Annotated in this window: 15 protein-coding genes and 2 pseudogenes; 6 read left to right on the forward strand and 11 right to left on the reverse strand. The window is 60.3% G+C overall.

Annotation, left to right across the window (positions count from 1 at the left end; all coding sequences use genetic code 11):
* Positions 1–18 precede the first annotated feature (18 nt).
* Together QA644_RS29515 and QA644_RS29520 are read left to right on the forward strand one after the other, a co-directional pair.
* The gene (locus QA644_RS29515) at positions 19–1533 is read left to right on the forward strand and encodes a malonyl-CoA synthase (RefSeq protein WP_283074052.1); all 1515 of its coding nucleotides are present in this window, start codon (positions 19–21) and stop codon (positions 1531–1533) included.
* 96 nt (positions 1534–1629) lie between these two features.
* The gene (locus QA644_RS29520; RefSeq protein WP_283072734.1) at positions 1630–2976 is read left to right on the forward strand and encodes an SLC13 family permease; all 1347 of its coding nucleotides are present in this window, start codon (positions 1630–1632) and stop codon (positions 2974–2976) included.
* Positions 2977–3050: 74 nt separating this feature from the next.
* Here QA644_RS29520 and QA644_RS35260 read toward each other — a convergent pair.
* The 4 genes and pseudogenes from QA644_RS35260 to QA644_RS29535 form a co-directional block, all read right to left on the reverse strand.
* Positions 3051–3192: pseudogene (locus tag QA644_RS35260) on the reverse strand (antitoxin); the annotation flags it as partial.
* A gap of 136 nt (positions 3193–3328) precedes the next feature.
* Positions 3329–4219, reverse strand: coding sequence for a dihydrodipicolinate synthase family protein (locus QA644_RS29525; RefSeq protein WP_283072735.1), 891 nt, complete (start codon positions 4217–4219; stop codon positions 3329–3331).
* A gap of 17 nt (positions 4220–4236) precedes the next feature.
* The gene (locus QA644_RS29530; protein ID WP_194730828.1) at positions 4237–4875 is read right to left on the reverse strand and encodes a LysE family translocator; all 639 of its coding nucleotides are present in this window, start codon (positions 4873–4875) and stop codon (positions 4237–4239) included.
* A gap of 177 nt (positions 4876–5052) precedes the next feature.
* Positions 5053–5661 (reverse strand): LysE/ArgO family amino acid transporter, encoded by a 609-nt coding sequence (locus tag QA644_RS29535; protein WP_194731907.1) that lies wholly within the window; start codon positions 5659–5661, stop codon positions 5053–5055.
* Between the two features lie 97 nt (positions 5662–5758).
* Between QA644_RS29535 and QA644_RS29540 the strand changes: the two genes are divergently transcribed.
* The 3 genes and pseudogenes from QA644_RS29540 (at position 5759) to QA644_RS29550 (ending at position 7470) form a co-directional block, all read left to right on the forward strand.
* Positions 5759–6658 carry a LysR family transcriptional regulator ArgP gene (locus QA644_RS29540; RefSeq protein ID WP_283072736.1) on the forward strand — a complete coding sequence of 300 codons (900 nt, stop codon included), beginning with the start codon at positions 5759–5761 and terminating at the stop codon, positions 6656–6658.
* 222 nt (positions 6659–6880) lie between these two features.
* On the forward strand, positions 6881–7180 hold the full coding sequence (locus QA644_RS29545; RefSeq protein WP_283072737.1) for a type II toxin-antitoxin system RelB/DinJ family antitoxin: 300 nt from the start codon (positions 6881–6883) through the stop codon (positions 7178–7180).
* Positions 7180–7470 (forward strand): annotated as a pseudogene (locus tag QA644_RS29550) (type II toxin-antitoxin system RelE/ParE family toxin). The gene QA644_RS29545 and the pseudogene QA644_RS29550 overlap by 1 nt, the downstream one beginning before the upstream one ends.
* Before the next feature lie 4 nt (positions 7471–7474).
* Here QA644_RS29550 and QA644_RS29555 read toward each other — a convergent pair.
* The 5 genes from QA644_RS29555 to QA644_RS29575 all read right to left on the reverse strand — a co-directional run bounded on the left by QA644_RS29555 (position 7475) and on the right by QA644_RS29575 (position 13108).
* Entirely contained in the window at positions 7475–8884 is a 1410-nt protein-coding gene (locus tag QA644_RS29555; RefSeq protein WP_283072738.1) for a flagellar biosynthesis protein FlgA, read from the reverse strand.
* A gap of 38 nt (positions 8885–8922) precedes the next feature.
* Positions 8923–10437 (reverse strand): tripartite tricarboxylate transporter permease, encoded by a 1515-nt coding sequence (locus tag QA644_RS29560; protein WP_074072324.1) that lies wholly within the window; start codon positions 10435–10437, stop codon positions 8923–8925.
* Positions 10438–10454: 17 nt separating this feature from the next.
* Positions 10455–10949 carry a tripartite tricarboxylate transporter TctB family protein gene (locus QA644_RS29565; protein ID WP_194730824.1) on the reverse strand — a complete coding sequence of 165 codons (495 nt, stop codon included), beginning with the start codon at positions 10947–10949 and terminating at the stop codon, positions 10455–10457.
* A gap of 57 nt (positions 10950–11006) precedes the next feature.
* Positions 11007–11999, reverse strand: a complete 993-nt coding sequence (locus QA644_RS29570; protein WP_239600317.1) for a tripartite tricarboxylate transporter substrate-binding protein — start codon at positions 11997–11999, stop codon at positions 11007–11009.
* 71 nt (positions 12000–12070) lie between these two features.
* Positions 12071–13108 carry a 4-hydroxythreonine-4-phosphate dehydrogenase PdxA gene (locus QA644_RS29575; RefSeq protein ID WP_194730823.1) on the reverse strand — a complete coding sequence of 346 codons (1038 nt, stop codon included), beginning with the start codon at positions 13106–13108 and terminating at the stop codon, positions 12071–12073.
* Between the two features lie 166 nt (positions 13109–13274).
* Between QA644_RS29575 and QA644_RS29580 the strand changes: the two genes are divergently transcribed.
* On the forward strand, positions 13275–13958 hold the full coding sequence (locus QA644_RS29580; protein ID WP_283074053.1) for a GntR family transcriptional regulator: 684 nt from the start codon (positions 13275–13277) through the stop codon (positions 13956–13958).
* A 241-nt stretch (positions 13959–14199) separates the two neighbouring features.
* Here the strand turns inward: QA644_RS29580 and QA644_RS29585 are convergent, their stop codons facing one another.
* Complete coding sequence (locus QA644_RS29585) at positions 14200–15462, reverse strand: HAMP domain-containing sensor histidine kinase (RefSeq protein ID WP_283072739.1); 1263 nt, start codon at positions 15460–15462, stop codon at positions 14200–14202.
* A gap of 2 nt (positions 15463–15464) precedes the next feature.
* Positions 15465–16163 (reverse strand): response regulator transcription factor, encoded by a 699-nt coding sequence (locus tag QA644_RS29590; protein ID WP_283072740.1) that lies wholly within the window; start codon positions 16161–16163, stop codon positions 15465–15467.
* Positions 16164–16193: the final 30 nt, after the last annotated feature.

Raw genomic sequence — 16193 nt, forward strand, 5'->3', positions numbered from 1 at the left:
CAATTGGAGGAGGGCGACATGAGCAACCATCTTTTCGACGCCATACGGGCTGCCGCACCCGGCAATGCGCCATTCATCCGCATCAATGGCGGACGGATCTGGACCTACGACGAGGCGCTGGACCTTTCAGGCCGTATCGCCAGTGCGATCGACGCCCTCGGTATTCGTCCCGGCGATCGGGTTGCCGTGCAGGTGGAAAAGAGCGCCGAAGCCCTGATCCTCTACCTGGCCTGCCTTCGCTGTGGCGCTGTCTATCTGCCACTGAATACAGCCTACACGCTCGCCGAACTCGACTACTTCATTGGCGATGCCGAGCCGCGCCTGGTTGTGGTCTCGCCAGTTCAGCGTGAGGCGGTCGCAACAATTGCGAAGGCTCATGGCGCAATCGTCGAAACGCTCGACGCAGACGGTACGGGCTCGTTGCTCGATCTTGCGAGGGACGAACCACTTGATTTCGTGGATGCGTCATGTTCGGCAGATGATCTGGCAGCGATCCTTTACACCTCAGGAACCACGGGCCGCTCCAAGGGGGCGATGCTCACGCATGGAAATCTTCTTTCAAACGCCACGACCTTGCGCGATTGCTGGCGCGTTACATCCGGCGATCGTCTGATCCACGCATTGCCCATCTTCCACACGCACGGGCTGTTCGTTGCCACCAACGTCACTTTACTTGCCGGTGCCTCGATGTTCCTGCTGTCGAAGTTCGATGCAGACGAGGTCGTGGCGCTGATGCCGCAGGCGACCATGCTGATGGGTGTCCCGACCTTTTACGTGCGCCTCCTGCAGAGCCGCCGCCTCGACAAGCAGGCGGTCGCGAATATGCGCCTCTTCGTTTCTGGTTCGGCGCCCCTGCTTGCCGAAACGCATGTCGAGTTCGAAAAGCGCACCGGTCATGCCATCCTTGAGCGCTACGGGATGACCGAAACCAACATGAATACGTCCAATCCCTACGACGGAGCGCGGATCGCCGGAACAGTCGGCTTGCCCCTTCCTGGAGTGACGGTGCGCGTTACGGATCCGGCCACCGGCGCCGTGCTGCCGCCCGATGAAACCGGGATGATCGAAATCAAGGGGCCGAACGTCTTCAAGGGCTACTGGCGTATGCCGGAAAAGACGGCAGCCGAATTCACCTGTGACGGGTTCTTCATCAGCGGCGACCTCGGCAAGATCGACACGGACGGCTATGTCCACATTGTCGGTCGTAGCAAGGACCTGGTGATTTCCGGCGGATACAACATCTACCCCAAGGAGGTCGAAGGCGAGATCGACCAACTCGATGGCGTCGCCGAAAGTGCCGTCATCGGAGTTCCTCATCCCGATTTCGGAGAGGGCGTCACGGCCATCGTGGTGCGCAAACCCAATACGGTGCTTGACGAAGGCGCCATTCTTCATGCGCTCCACGACCGGCTCGCACGGTACAAGCAGCCGAAGCGCATCATCTTCGCCGAGGACTTGCCGCGCAATGCCATGGGCAAGGTGCAAAAGAACGTTCTTCGGCAGAAATACGCCGACCTTTACGCAAGGACCTGATCCGCCTGTGCGCCCTCTGGGAGGACGGCGCGCAGACATATTCAATTGTTGCAAACGAAAAGCTGCCGGCGCGAGAGCGCCGGAGGGAGGGGAATCATGAGCATCGAAATACTGTCCATACTCTTGTTGATCGGCATGTTTGTCGTCGCAACGATCCAGCCAATCAACATGGGCGCACTTGCTTTCGCCTGCACGTTCCTGCTCGGCACGCTGATCATCGGTATGAAAGCCAACGATATCTTCGCAGGTTTTCCGAGCGATCTATTCCTCACTCTGGTCGCCGTGACCTACCTTTTTGCGATCGCGCAGATCAACGGCACCATCGACTGGCTTGTTGAATGCGCCGTCCGCCTGGTCCGAGGGCATGTCGCATGGATTCCCTGGGTGATGTTCCTGGTCGCTGCGGTCATCACCGGCTTTGGAGCGCTGGGGCCGGCAGCCGTAGCCATTCTTGCGCCGGTGGCGCTGAGCTTTGCCGTGCAATACAGGATCCACCCGGTGATGATGGGCCTGATGGTCATCCATGGCGCACAGGCCGGCGGCTTTTCGCCGATCAGTGTCTATGGCGGCATTACCAATCAGATCGTCGCAAAGGCAGGGCTGCCTTTGGCTCCGACATCGCTGTTCCTTTCCAGCTTCTTCTTCAATCTGGCGATTGCCGTACTGGTGTTCTTCGTTTTTGGCGGTGCGCGAGTAATGAAGCAGCAATCGGTATTGTTCGGCCCCTTGCCCGATCTGCACCCTGAAGGCGTATCGGCATCGATCAGAGGCCATGGGGGTACACCCGCAAAGCCGATCAGAGAGCATGCTTACGGCACGGCCGCCGACACTGCTGCAACATTCCGCCTCACCAGCGAGCGGATATCCACCTTGATCGGCTTGACGGCTCTCGGCATCGGTGCCCTGGTCTTCAAGTTCAATGTGGGTCTGGTCGCCATGACTGTCGCAGTCGCTCTCGCGCTGCTGTCACCGAAAACTCAAAAGGCGGCAATCGACAAGGTAAGCTGGTCGACCGTGCTGCTGATTGCAGGCATCATTACCTATGTCGGCGTCATGGAAAAGGCCGGCACGGTCGACTATGTCGCGCACGGCATTTCAAGTCTCGGCATGCCGCTCTTGGTTGCGCTGCTGCTCTGCTTCACGGGCGCCATCGTCTCGGCCTTTGCATCCTCGACAGCGCTCCTTGGCGCCATCATTCCCTTGGCGGTGCCATTCCTGCTGCAAGGTCATATCAGCGCCGTCGGCGTGGTAGCGGCAATCGCGATCTCGACAACGATCGTCGATACCAGCCCGTTTTCCACCAATGGCGCACTCGTCGTTGCCAACGCCCCGGATGACAAACGCGAGAAAGTGCTGCGTCAACTGCTGATTTATAGCGCCCTGATCGCGATCATCGGGCCGCTGGTTGCCTGGTTGGTCTTCGTCGTGCCTGGGCTCGTCTGACGCAGCGTGCCGCAGCCGAACGCAACCGCCTGCCGACGATGAAATTAACGGCGCCCGTCAGATCCCATGGGCGCCGGCGCAAGCAGATGGGCACCCGCTCCAGTGCAGCGATCGGCAGCCCACCCTCGATGCGCGATATCACCCGAACGGCGACCGAAGAGCCGCCTCCTTGGCAGGAAGGCCGAGTACGTTCGCAAGGTCTTCAAAGGCCAACATAATTCAATCCTCGCTCCAGATGAGGCTAAATGTAGCCTCAGATGACGCACCACAAGACCACTCTTGCGGATATTGGCACACCGCCCGCGGAGGCGTAACGCCACCTTGGCCAGGTCTCAAATGCGCCCATGTGGGGTTAGATATAGATACGATCGAGTGCGTCTTTCACTCTTGGCATGTCGGCTGGCGGCAAGGGAAGTATTGGCCGTGGAGGCGCGGTTCGGCAAACGCCAAGGACGTCAGCTATCGCGTACATTACGCGGAAGCTGCCAAACTCCTTGAACAGCCTCCACAAGGGTTGAAGGGCCTGATCGAGGCCCTCGACCTCGCAGGCGTCTCCAGCTTGGGCTGCTCGCGTGAGAGCAACGGCTTCGGAAGGCAACAGGCCAGCGATCACGCTGTACCAGGCGTCGCAGCCCGCCAGCAGTGCGTCGGCCGCGCCCCAATCGCCACTGTAGCCGATTGCGAAGCCGTCCGGCGTGCGCCTTCGCAAACGCGTAAGTTCAGCCTTGACATCCCCGTGGGTGGGAAGCGGCATTTTCACGGCGACTATGTTCGGTGCGCTCGCCAGACGGACGATCAGATCGTCGGTGAAGGTGAAGCGGGTGGTGCTCGGGTTGTTGTAGATACACAAGGGCAGCTCACCCGCTTCCGCAACGGCCAAAATATGCTGAAACACCTCCTCTTCCGTCAGGGGAGTATAGGACATGGGAGCCAACAGAAGACCATTCGCTCCCGCCTTCCTCGCATCACGGGCATGCGCCTGAGCCTCGTCGGTTCTCAGCGCGCCGACACCGACGATGACAGGTATCTTCCCGCCAACGCACGCCATTGCCGCCTCGACGGCACGCTGTCGCTCGTGTCTCGAAAGAAAAGCGTAACCGCCGGTGCTTCCCAGCAGTCCGATCGAGTCGGCGCGGGCCGCAGAAATGCGTTCGAGGAGGCGCGCAAGCGCGGCCGTGTCGACACATCCGGAGGCATCCGTGGGCGTGATGGAAAAGGCCGAGAGGCCCGCGAAGAGCTTCATGATGCTTCTCCCATACCTTACGCGCGCGCCAGTAGCAGCCGGAGACCGGCAACGCCGAAAAACAGGGCCAGTACTCCTTCGATCCAGCGCCTCGCGCGACGGTACAGGCGCACCATGGGTGCGGTCGAGAAAATGACCGCATAGCCGCAAAAGATGGTCACGCTCAACACCGCGCAACCGCCAAGGATCGCCGCAAGCGTGTGCCATGACGAGTTCGGGCCAAGGCCCAGCGTCACCAAGGCGATCCACGCAAGGATCGATTTCGGATTGCTGAGGTGCATGAGTAAGCCGCGCCGGTAGAGATCTGTTCCCGACACTGCGGCGCCATTCGGCCCCGTATGCGACACAGCCTGATCGCCCGAAGCAAGTGCGGCTTTGCCCGCCTTGAAGGCGAGATAAAGAAGATAAAGACCACCGAAGATTTTGAGTACGATCAGCGCTTCCGCATAGCGGGTCAGGATTGCTGAGACACCTGTTGCAGCCATCGCACCCCAGAAGATCGAACCGCTGACCACGCCGGCAGCGAGTATGAGGGCTGCACGCCGCCCGTTATGCATCGCCACCCCCATGATCCGCATATTGCTGGGGCCGGGGCTTCCGGCTGCGATCACATAGGCGGTGTAGACAATCAGGAGATGGTGGAGTTCGGCAGACAATCTGAGGCCCAATCATGCTGTTGGCTATTACGGTAGGTCGGTCGAAACGTAACGTAACGTGCAAACCGGGCGCCTGTCTCTATCTTTGGGCGCCACGATCGACTTTTTATGACGTCGCCGAAAGCGGGATAGCGGGCGGTGCTCCCGACCCATGCGGACATCCCGGCAGATCGGCGGCTACATTTCCCTCAATAGGTTAAAGGCAATCATCCACATCGTAAAAGTAATGAGCGTTTCCAGAATTCGCCACGATGCCGGCTTCGAGAAGATCGGCCGTAGCCAGGTCGCACCGTAGCCAAGCGAAAAGAAGAACAGAAACGAGCCGGTTGCGGCTCCCGCCGCGAACGATACCTCGTATCCCGGAAACCGGGTCGAGATGGTGCCAAGCAGCACGACCGTATCGAGGTAGACGTGCGGGTTGAGCCAGGTAAGAGCAAGACAGGTGGTAAGGGTCGCTCGAAAATTCGATAGACCCGCCTCCTGCACCGCCAGCGCTCCCGTCGAGCGGAAGGCGGAATAAAGGCTTTTTGCGCCGTACCAGATCAAGAACGCCGCTCCTCCATAGCGCATTGCCGGATCGAGCCAGGGCAGCAACGCGCTGATCTGCCGGAAACTGGTCACGCCCAGCGTGATGAGCACAGCGTCCGACAAACCACATGCGAGGCAGACGGCCAATACATGCTCGTTGCGCAGGCCCTGGCGCAGCACGAACGCGTTCTGCGCGCCAATCGCAACAATCAGGCTGAGCCCCATCATGAGGCCGGTCCCAAAAACCGGAAAATTCACCATAAACCGCTCCCCGAAATATCGAGACTTTCCGCTATCGCATCCCGTCGACTTAGGATAGTTAATGTTGCTAACCCTGATTAAGCAAAACTAACTCATGATCGACTATTCCGCTCTCCGCGCCGTATCGGCGGTCGTTCAAGCAGGTAGCTTCGAAAAGGCCGCCGGCATTCTCAACGTGACGCCCTCGGCTGTCTCGCAGCGGGTGAAACAGCTTGAGGAACGTCTTGGCATCGTTCTGGTCGCGCGGGGCACTCCCTGCACTGCAACGGAGAAGGGAGAATGGCTCTGCCGGCACATGGAGAATGTCGGCATGCTCGAAGCCGATCTGTTCGAGCATCTGCCCGCCCTTGTCGATCCGGCCAAACCCGAGCCGAGGGTGACGCTGCACATTGCGACGAATGCCGACAGTCTTGGAACATGGTTCCTGACGGCCATGTCAACCTTCGCCAGACGCTCTGCGTATCTGCTCAACATTGCGATCGATGACGAGGATCATACCGCCGAATGGCTGCGGCGTGGGCAGGTGGTCGCTGCCGTCTCCAGCCTGGAAAAGCCGGTTCAGGGCTGCCGGCGCATGTTTCTCGGCGCGCTCCGCTATCATGCAACGGCGAGCCCCGATTTCGTTACCCGGCATTTCCCGCAGGGCGTAACGGCAGAGGCTATCGGCAATGCGCCCGCCTTGACCTTCAATCAAAAGGACAGGCTCCAGAGCCGGTGGATACGTCAGGTGCTCGGAGAAGACCTCAGCCCTCCGACCCATTGGCTGCCTTCGACGCAGGCTTTCATCGAGGCCAGCCTTTCCGGCATGGGATGGGGCATGAACCCGGCCCCCCTCGTGCGCGAGCACTTGGACTCCGGGCGTCTGGTGGAACTGATCCCGGAAACGCCACTGGACGTTCCTCTGTACTGGCAAATGAACCGTCTAGCGGCGGAACGGCTGGTTGACCTGACGCGCGAGGTCATGGCCGTAGCCAAGCATCACCTGTTGGGCTGAAAGAAGCGCAACTGTCATCCCTGATCGAAGACGACTATATATATTTCGTTATCTATGGGTCGACGCCTTACAGATCATCCTTGCCAGGGAAGCAAGTTGCCGACGTTCGCCGCGAATCACGCCTACCCGCTTCGTCGAGAAGGAATGACAGAAAGTATGGTGGCTCTGGTGTATGTCATGCAAATGCATTACACTTTCAACATCCAAAAGGGAGATTAGCGTATGGCTTCAAACGCGCTGGTTCAGACTCGGATTGACGCCGCCGTCAAGGAGCGCGCAACGGCGGTGCTGGAGAACATGGGACTGACGGTTTCAGATGCTGTCCGCATCCTATTGACCCGAACCGCAAACGAAGGCGCCTTGCCATTGGAGCTTGTCAGCAATAGCGACGTCCACGATGCCTGGTTCCGTGCTAAAGTACTGGAAGCGCTCGAGGATACGCACGCCGACATCGAAGACGCCGACGCCGATAAGCATTTCAGTGCACGCCGGTCAGCAGCACTGCTTAAGGCAAGCGACTGATGAGACTAGTCTGGTCGCAATACGCTCTTGATGATCGCGACAGTATCTTCAGCGATATCGAAGCAGAAAACCCGCGCGCGGCGGTTCATGTCGATGAAGAGGTCGTTCGCGCGCCGCGCGTCGTCTCCTTGAGTTTCCTGAAAGCGGACGTCCCGGCCGGATTGCTGGAACACGCGAACTTGTTATCCCGCGCACACCTTATATTGCGGCCTATGCGGTGATGCAGGATTCGTATCCTGCGTATCTTGCATGGCGCCCAAATATGGCCTGCTGAGATAGAAGATAAGTAGGCTTTTAACCGACTTCGATCGCGCCGTTGTCATGCGAAAATATGCGGTCTTGCTCCTGTCGCAGCCTCAACAGCTCGGAACTTCCATCGATTTCGACGTCACCACATAGGATCGGATTTCCCGCCGATACCGGCCGAACCAGCCTGCGGTTGGCGGCGAGATAAAAAGGCACCGGACTTTCGGCCGACATCGCCTGCGCAGGCACCATTCTGCCCGAAACATTGGTGATCGAATGATGATGACCGCTTGCCGCAAGTAGCGTTCCCGCCGACAGGTCGGCATCGGCATGGGCGACGAGGTCAATGACCGGCTTCGGCGCCTCGGCCCCGCTCGACACGCCCTTGAGGCCGACTTCCAGGATGCTGCTTGCCGCTTCGACTCCCAGGAGGTGGCGCGGTAGATAGAGCATTGCGGTACGGCCCGACCGGCTGACCACGTGGCCCTTTTCAGCAAGCATGGCCCATGTTTCCGCATCGTTGCATTCGACTGTAACGAAGACGCCACCGGCGAAGCTGACTTCGCCAGGGAGACGGAGGCAATGAAACACGTCTAGAGTTGATTTGCGAGTGAGCAGACCACCCTCCTCCACCGCAGAGAAGAAGTCTGCCACTTCGCCGATCCGTGCGATGGGGGCGTGCAGATCCAACCGATCCACCGTGAAGCCGGTTGCATTGGCAACAAGGGTCAGCTCGCAAAGATCGGGCACCGTCCTCTGAGGCAGCGCCGCAGCCGCCTGCGCCCTGCCCGCGGCGACATCCGGGGCAGCCAGGCTGCCCAGCTCGAGCCATGCGGCAAACTCCGGAGCATAGAGCGACGTGCCGTTGCAGGTCAGCATGTTTTCGGCCGGATCAAAGACGAAGTCGTATTCGCTGGATTTGCCGGCAGCGATGATATTTAGACCGAGAACCTGGGCCCAGCTGATGAGCCCCATGAGAAGGCTTGGCTGGTCGCCATCGACAGGTGTTACCAGCACATTGTTGCGGCGTGCCCGCGCAGCGAGACCAGGGCCCACCACGCTGTCGACCTCCTTTGACACGAGCGCCACATGCTTGCTGGCATCGATGGCGAGGCGCGCATGCCGCGCGCCGGCTTCGGGATGGCCAGTCGCCTCTACGACCACGGTAAACGGTAGAGCGAGCACTGTCTCAAGGTTGTCCGTTGCGATGAACCGATGCTCGACCCAGGCAGCCGCGGCCTCCTCTTTTGTCCGGCAAAGAGCGATTTCATCGGCAGGTACCCCGATCGAACGCAGTGCGGCCACTGCAGTTTTCGCGGAAAGATCGACCGCGACACGCGTGCTGACGAGCGGCGTTCTGCGGCTCTGACCGAGGAAGCTGCGCCCGAACGCACCGGTGCCGACGATGCAGCATTCAACGGGGGCGGCGCCTTTGGGGAAGTAGCTATGGTAGTTCATGATGACTCCAACCTCGTAAGAAAAAGCGGCGGCCGGCCCTAGTGGGCCGAGCCTGCCGCACCCCGCCGCCGCAACCGGGAGAGCAGTTTGACGGCCTGGGGAACGACGACGAGCGCCAGCGCCAGCGTGGTGATGGTCCCGACAAGCGGATTAGAGAAGAAGACGCCAAGGGAGCCGTCCGAGATGATCATCGATTGATGGAAGGCATTTTCAGCCTTATGGCCAAGCACCATAGCAAGCACCAGCGGGGCAATCGGGAATTCAAGCTTGTTGAAGACGAAGCCTAGGACGCCGAAGACGAGCACCAGCCAGAGGTCGAACGTCTCGCTGGAGACAGTATAAGCGCCGACGAAGCAGATCGCGACGATGACTGGCCCGATGATCGAAAACGGAATGCGCAGGAGCGCTGCGAACATCGGCACCGTGGCAAGGACTAAAATTACGCCGACGATGTTCGACACATACATGCTGGCGATCAAGCCCCAGACGAAATCGGGCTTGGTTGTGAAGAGCATCGGTCCGGGCGTGAGGCCCCAGATCATCAGTCCTCCCATCATTACGGCAGCTGTCGCCGAACTCGGCAAGCCGAGCGCCAGCATCGGCAGCATCGCGCACGTTCCCGCCGAATGATCGGCCGTTTCTGGTGCGACGATACCTTCCGCACGCCCGCTGCCAAAGGCCTGGCCCGGCTTGGAGCATTGCCGTGCGATGCCATAGCTCATGAATGACGCCGCAGTTGGACCACCCGGAGTGATGCCCATCCAGATCCCGACCGCGCAGGAGCGGATGACTGTGGTGAGGTATCTGGGCAGTTCAGCGATCGTGCGGAGCACGTCGCGCAGATCGATCCTTGACGAGAGGCCGCGAAATTTGTGGCCGTCCTGGACCGTCGCGAGGATTTCTCCAATTCCGAAAAGTCCGATGACGACCACAAGGAAGCTGATGCCACCAATGAGCACGTCAAGCCCGAATGTCAGACGAAGCGATCCGGTGACGGTATCCATGCCAACTGTCGAGAAGAGAAGCCCAAGTCCCAACGAAACCACCGTTTTCAACGGAGCAGCGCTGCCCATCCCGACGAAAGCGCAGAAGGCAAGGAAATAGACGGCGAAATATTCCGGTGCGCCGAAACGCAAGGCGAAGCTTGCTGCCCACGAAGATAGAAGCGTAATGACAACGACCCCGGCAAGCGCACCGATGCCCGCCGACATGAAGGCAAGTGTCAGCGCGCGCGTGGGCTGGCCTGCGCGGGCCATCGGATAGCCATCAAACGTCGTGGCGACCGAACTCGGCTCACCGGGAATGTTGAAGAGGATGGAGGTAGTCGATCCCCCGAACAGGGCACCCCAGTACATCGACGCGAGCAGGATGATGGCCGACACCGGATCCATCGAGAACGTCAGCGGAATGAGCAACGACACGCCATTCGGCGCGCCAAGGCCCGGCAGTACGCCGACGATCAAGCCAAGCATCACGCCCACCACCATGAGCATGATGTGGTAGGGCGTCAAAGCGATCTGGAATCCGTCCAGCAGCAGCCCAAAATTTCCCATCGAAGCCTCCCTGTCGTTCAGTAAACGCCGAACATGTTTTCGAGCGGACCCTTGTGCAGCGGGATCTGGAAGACGATCTCGAAAATCAGATAAAGTGCCACGGCAAATCCGAGACCAAGGGAAACGGCTGCAAGGGGATGATATTTGCCCTGTCTCCACGAGACGTAGAAGAGATAGAGCGCGCTGCCGACGTAAAGGCCAAGCTGGATGGCAACGACCACGAAAACCGCCATCGGCAAGAAAAAGGAGGCCAGACGGCTGACCTGTTCGGCCTCCAAGAAGATCTCACGGCGCTTTTCTCCGTGCCGTCGAAGTGCAAAAAGCGTCTGCGCGGCGGAGGCAACGCTCGCCAGGAGCACAATCAGCCCGACATAAAAGGGAAAATAACCAGGTTGCGGGCCAGAGCTTTCCCAACCGACTCCAAGATCGAGCGAGCCCGTCGCAGCAAGAAGTCCGATCCCTGCGGTCAGTGTCGCGGCGACCAGCTCCATGTGGATGCGTTTAATGTGCATTTGCTATCCTCCCTATGAGAAAGAACCGGTCCGGCGGCGCCCGCCGGACCGATCATCTCACTGGACGAGCCAGCCTTCGGTCTTGAAGACCTTGACGGCATTCGTCTCGCTGGTCGCGATGAATTCGCCGAGCGCCTTGCCGGTCAGGAAATCACCGGTCTGCGACGTCTTGCGCACATACTCTTTCCATTCGGAGGTTTCGCTCACCTTGCGAAGAACCTCGGTGTAGTAGGCGAGTGCATCCTCCGGAACATCGGCTGCAGTCCAGACAGTGCGCGGCATCTTGTAGGATTCGATCGGAATCCCGGCCTCGATGCAGGTCGGAATATCCTGCCAGCCCTTGCCGTCATGGATCGGCTCGCTTTTTGCCATTTGCGTGGACGAGAAGACACAGAGAGGTTTCACGGCGCCAGCTTGCCACTGGCCGATATTCTCGTTCGGGTTGTTGACGTTTGCAGCCACGTGACCACCGGCCAGCTGCACGCCGACTTCGCCGCCGCCGTTGAACGGCACGTACTTGAAGCTCGCGCCAGTCTGCTGTTCAATCAGGGCGACAAGCGTCTCGTCCGTATCCTTGGACTGGCTGCCGGCAAAGGCAACCGTTCCAGGCTTTGCCTTGGCGGCATCAACAAGGTCCGTAGGCTTCCCATATGGGGAATCGGACTTTACCCAGATCAGGAATTCGTCAAACGCAAGAGCTGCAACGGGCGTCAGATCCTCGGTCGAGTAGGCCATCTTCGCCACATGGGGCAGTAGATAGGCGTTGTTCGTTCCGAAATAGAGCTTGTTCGCGTCGCCCTTGTTCTGCCTTGCATAGAGAAACGCTTCCGCGCCGCTGCCGCCACCCTTGTTCAGGACGACCATCGACTGATCCATCAACTTGTACTTCGTAATGATGGACTGGATGGTGCGAGCGAAGTTGTCGGTGCCGCCGCCGGCGCCCGAGGCGACGACGAACTCGACCGGGCGGTTCGGCTCGAATGCGAATGCCTGGGTAGCCGCGCTTAGCGCCGCCAGGATAGTGCATGCAATGGAAAAAGGCTTCTTCATCGTTACTCCTCCTTTGAACTCATCCGGCACGAACCCTCCTCCATGCCGGGCGATGCTGCAGATTTCTGAAGTCAGGCCGCAGCAGACAGTGCTGCAGCCCTCCTGGCCATGCGCGCCGCCAGAAGCAGCGCCTCGCGGCTGGCGCCTACATCGGCGATGCCCTTTCCAGCGATGTCATAAGCCGTGCCGTGGGCCGGCGTGCACAGCGGGAACGGCAGGCCACCTATCATGGTCACCCCTTTGTCGAAACCGATCAGTTTCATCGCGATCTGACCCTGATCGTGATACATGGTCAGGACGGCGTGAAACTCTTCCTTGAGTGCGCGCAGAAAGACGGTATCGGCAGGGAACGGGCCTGCGACGTCGAGGCCGGCCTTTTGCGCGGCTGCCACGGCCGGTTCGATGATCTCAATCTCTTCCGTCCCGAAGTTGCCGCCATCACCAGCATGCGGGTTGAGGCCCGCGACGATGATCCTCGGATTTTCGTGACCGGCGCTCTTCAGGCATGCCTGCGTCAGAGCGAGCTCGGCGACAATCCCCTCCACCGACAGAGCCGACGCAACCTCCGCCAGTGGTATGTGCGAAGTCACACGTGCGTTCCAGACGCGTTCGAGAACATTGAATTCGCGCGCCTTGCCAGTGAAACCGATGACGTCGGCAACAAAACGGATTTCGTCGTCGTAGCCCGAATAAGCGTAACGCATCGCCTTCTTGTTGAAGGGGGTAAAGCACACGGCATGCGCTCGGCCACTGTCAGCAAGCTTCAGCGCAGTGCGGAAGTTCGTCGTGGCGAAAGTGCCGCCTGCAAGTGTCGCCTCGCCGCGTACCACGTCGGCAGGATTGAGATGCGCAAGGTCGATGAAGACGTGGCGATCCTTACCCGCCTGCTCGAAATTGTCGAGCGGCGCGCTGGCAAGGTTCAAGTCGAGGCCCGCTTCCTTGGCTCCGCCCTCGAGAATACGACGGTCGCCGATCACGACAAGATGCGCCGCCGCGCGGATTTCCGGAAGGGCGATGATGCGCGCGGTAAGTTCGGGACTGATGCCGGCCGGATCACCCATCGCAAGGGCGATTACTGGACGCGTTTCGGTTGCGCCATCTTTGATCATGAACCTCTCCACATGTTTCTCCTCGAAGAAGCAGATACACCGGTTTGGCATTCAATATCAAGAGCACTGCATGCTGTATGCAGAATATTTCATTGACTTGATCGCTGCGGAGTTTCATTAGGTGACCTCAGCGAGCGCCCTCATATGGAGAATCAGCGTGGTCCGGATGAACTCAGTCAACGTGGGTACGGGTGATGTCAGCAGCGTTGCGCCACTGCAACGGACAGCCTTGCACGACACGCTTGTGAACCACCTGCGCGACATGATCATCGAGGGTAATCTCGCGCCGGGAAGCCGTATCCATGAAGGCCAGCTCGGTGAGCAGCTTGGCGTTTCAAGGACCCCGTTGCGTGAGGCAATCAAGTATCTGGCGAGCGAAGGGCTCGTCGAGCTCGTCCCCAGTCGCGGAGCAGTCGTGAAGCGCTTCAGTCCGAAGGATGTGGAGGACATGCTGACGGTGTTGCAATCAATGGAGGAGCTAGCCGGACGGCTCGCATGCGAGGTCGGCTCCGCCGAGGAAATCGCCCATGTTCGCGCTCTTCACGATGAGATGCTGGACAAATACAGGTCGGGCGACCGGCTGAACTACTACAAGCTCAACCAGGCCATCCATACGGCAATCGTCCAGATGGCGCACAACGCAACGCTCTCGAACATGCATACGACGTTGCAAACGAGGCTGAAGCGCATCCGTTTCGTCGGTCATGAAGGCCCTGAGAAATGGGCTGCCGCAGTTGCCGAGCATGAAGAGATGATCGTCGCCCTGGAACAGCGCAATACGCCGGCATTGTCGGAGGCGCTTGGACGGCATCTGAGAAACGCGTGGGAGCGCGTCAAGGACGGTGTGTGAGCCACGTTATGCCGCCGCTTCTTGGATCGTCATGACGCACCGTGAGAGCCAGAAGTGAGATAAAGATCGCCGCGAAGCATGCTTGAGAAGTAAGCAAGGTCGCAGCGGTCGTATCGAGTGAGCTGCCCCCGTTGCGTTGCAGACGCGCAGTCGCTGCGAACCGAAAATCTCGATCTCAGATGGTTTCGCAATCGCCGGTATCAAGTTCGCTGCCGCGGCGCCACGCGGCTTTGCGGACACATCAGTTGATCTTTCGGGCGGCCCGATGCGCTGGAAGTGTCACGACGAAGCAGGCGCCGCCACCCGACGGGGATTCGTAACGGACTGCACCGCCATGGCGCTCGGCGATCTGGCGCACCAGCGCCAATCCCAAGCCCCAGCCGCCCGTGGCCTCGCTTCGCCCCGAGGGCCGGTAAAACGGCTCGAAAACGCGGACGCTCTCGCTATCCGGTATGCCCGGGCCCTGGTCACGGATTTTGAGTTCCACCGCACTGTCTACCTGCTGAACACTGGCCGTGACGGGAGGGACGCCGTGGCGCAACGCGTTCTGCATGAGATTGCGCACGAGCCTGCCGAGCAGGCGTGCATCGCCTATGACAGTCGCGGGCGTGCCAACGACCTCGACGCCGTGGCGCGCCCCTTCTTCCGAGACAAGAGCCAAGAGGTCGATCGACTCGGGCGCATCGAGCTTTTCGACATGGTCGAGCCTGCTCGCCAGCAGAATCTCCTCGACGAGCGTGTCCAGTTCGGCGAGGTTGCGCACGATCTCCTCCTTGCGGTTCTCGTCCGGCGCCTGGTCATAGAGATCGATCGCCATGCGAAGGCGCGCAAGCGGCGAGCGCAATTCGTGGCTGGCATTGGCGAGCAGAGCGCGGTTTGACTTGATCAATCGCTCGACATGATCGGCGGCCTTGTTGAAGCTCTTCGCGACCGCCGCGACCTCATCGCTGCCGTCCGCTGGTACACGCGCCACGAAGTCGCCCCTCCCCCAGGCATCCACGCCCCTGCGTAACCGCTCCAATCGGCTGGTCAGGTGGCGCACCACCGGATAGGCGGCAAGCCCAATGACGCCGGCGATCAACGCCAGATAGGTTAGCGGATTGCGTCCGGACGGACGGAAGGGCCGCGCCATGCGCGCCGCCACCGCGCGCCCGTCGGGCAACTCCGTCACCATGGTGTGAAAGCTGCCTCTGCCGTGGCGCCAGCGCCTCTCGAGAACGTCGCGCGGAAGCGGCTGGCCGGCGCTCGCGATCAGCCTACCGCGCGGATCGTAAACTGCAATGTCAGCGTCGAATGCGCGTGAAAACCGCTCCAGCGTCGCCTCGATCGACTGCAGGTCCATGTCGGGCGGAATCAGTGCGGCGACGAACCGCGCGCGTTGGCTCTGCCAGCTGGACTCCTCCTCTCCCTGCCCCAGCCACACGAAGGCCGCACTGGCGAGCGCGACCGCTGCAAGGCTCGCCAGCAGCGTCAGGTAGATTTTTAGGAACAGCCGGCTGCGCATCGCTATCTCTCTTCGTCCTGGAAACGGGCGAAGACATAGCCGGCGCCGCGCACGGTGATGATGCGCCTCGGATGCTTGGGATCGCTTTCGATGGCCGCCCTGATGCGCGATACATGGACGTCGATCGAGCGGTCGAACGCATCCAACTCCTCGCCCTTGACCGTGTCCATCAACCGTTCGCGCGACAGCGTGCGCCCGGCATTTTCGGCAAGCGCCACAAGCAGGTCGAACTGGTAGCTGGTCAGGACACATTCATCGCCGTCGATCCTGACCGAGCGGGATCCCGGATCGATCTCCAACCGTCCGAAGCGCAGGACGCGCGAGACCGCTGCGCTCCCGTTGCGGCGACGCAGGATCGCCTTCAGACGCGCCAGCAATTCGCGCGGATTGAAAGGCTTGGGCAGATAGTCGTCGGCTCCAAGCTCCAGCCCGACGATACGGTCTGTCTCTTCACCTTTGGCCGTGAGCATCAAGATCGGCACGTCCGATACTGCGCGCATGCGCCGGCAGGTCTCGAAGCCGTCAAGGTCCGGCAGCATGACATCGAGGATCACGACATCCGGCATAAGGCGGCCAAGGTCGGTAAGGCCCGCCGCGGCCGTTGCCGCGGCGTGGACGGTGTAACCGTTGCCGGAGAGATAGTCAGCGAGCATGGCGGAGAGGCGCGTATCGTCGTCAACAATCAAGACCCGTTGCGCCATTACTTTCCCTCCGTTCAGTCGCTCGGCCCA

Origin of the sequence: Rhizobium sp. CC1099 (genome assembly GCF_029714385.1) — a bacterium.
In the GTDB taxonomy this organism is placed as follows: Bacteria; Pseudomonadota; Alphaproteobacteria; order Rhizobiales; family Rhizobiaceae; genus Rhizobium.

Coding starts and splice junctions, on each gene's coding strand:
- QA644_RS29515 (WP_283074052.1), top strand. CDS start 19: ATGAGCAACCATCTTTTCGACGCCATACGGGCTGCCGCACCCGGCAAT.
- QA644_RS29520 (WP_283072734.1), top strand. CDS start 1,630: ATGAGCATCGAAATACTGTCCATACTCTTGTTGATCGGCATGTTTGTC.
- QA644_RS29525 (WP_283072735.1), bottom strand. CDS start 4,219: ATGAAGCTCTTCGCGGGCCTCTCGGCCTTTTCCATCACGCCCACGGAT.
- QA644_RS29540 (WP_283072736.1), top strand. CDS start 5,759: ATGATCGACTATTCCGCTCTCCGCGCCGTATCGGCGGTCGTTCAAGCA.
- QA644_RS29545 (WP_283072737.1), top strand. CDS start 6,881: ATGGCTTCAAACGCGCTGGTTCAGACTCGGATTGACGCCGCCGTCAAG.
- QA644_RS29555 (WP_283072738.1), bottom strand. CDS start 8,884: ATGAACTACCATAGCTACTTCCCCAAAGGCGCCGCCCCCGTTGAATGC.
- QA644_RS29560 (WP_074072324.1), bottom strand. CDS start 10,437: ATGGGAAATTTTGGGCTGCTGCTGGACGGATTCCAGATCGCTTTGACG.
- QA644_RS29565 (WP_194730824.1), bottom strand. CDS start 10,949: ATGCACATTAAACGCATCCACATGGAGCTGGTCGCCGCGACACTGACC.
- QA644_RS29570 (WP_239600317.1), bottom strand. CDS start 11,999: ATGAAGAAGCCTTTTTCCATTGCATGCACTATCCTGGCGGCGCTAAGC.
- QA644_RS29575 (WP_194730823.1), bottom strand. CDS start 13,108: ATGATCAAAGATGGCGCAACCGAAACGCGTCCAGTAATCGCCCTTGCG.
- QA644_RS29580 (WP_283074053.1), top strand. CDS start 13,275: ATGAACTCAGTCAACGTGGGTACGGGTGATGTCAGCAGCGTTGCGCCA.
- QA644_RS29585 (WP_283072739.1), bottom strand. CDS start 15,462: ATGCGCAGCCGGCTGTTCCTAAAAATCTACCTGACGCTGCTGGCGAGC.
- QA644_RS29590 (WP_283072740.1), bottom strand. CDS start 16,163: ATGGCGCAACGGGTCTTGATTGTTGACGACGATACGCGCCTCTCCGCC.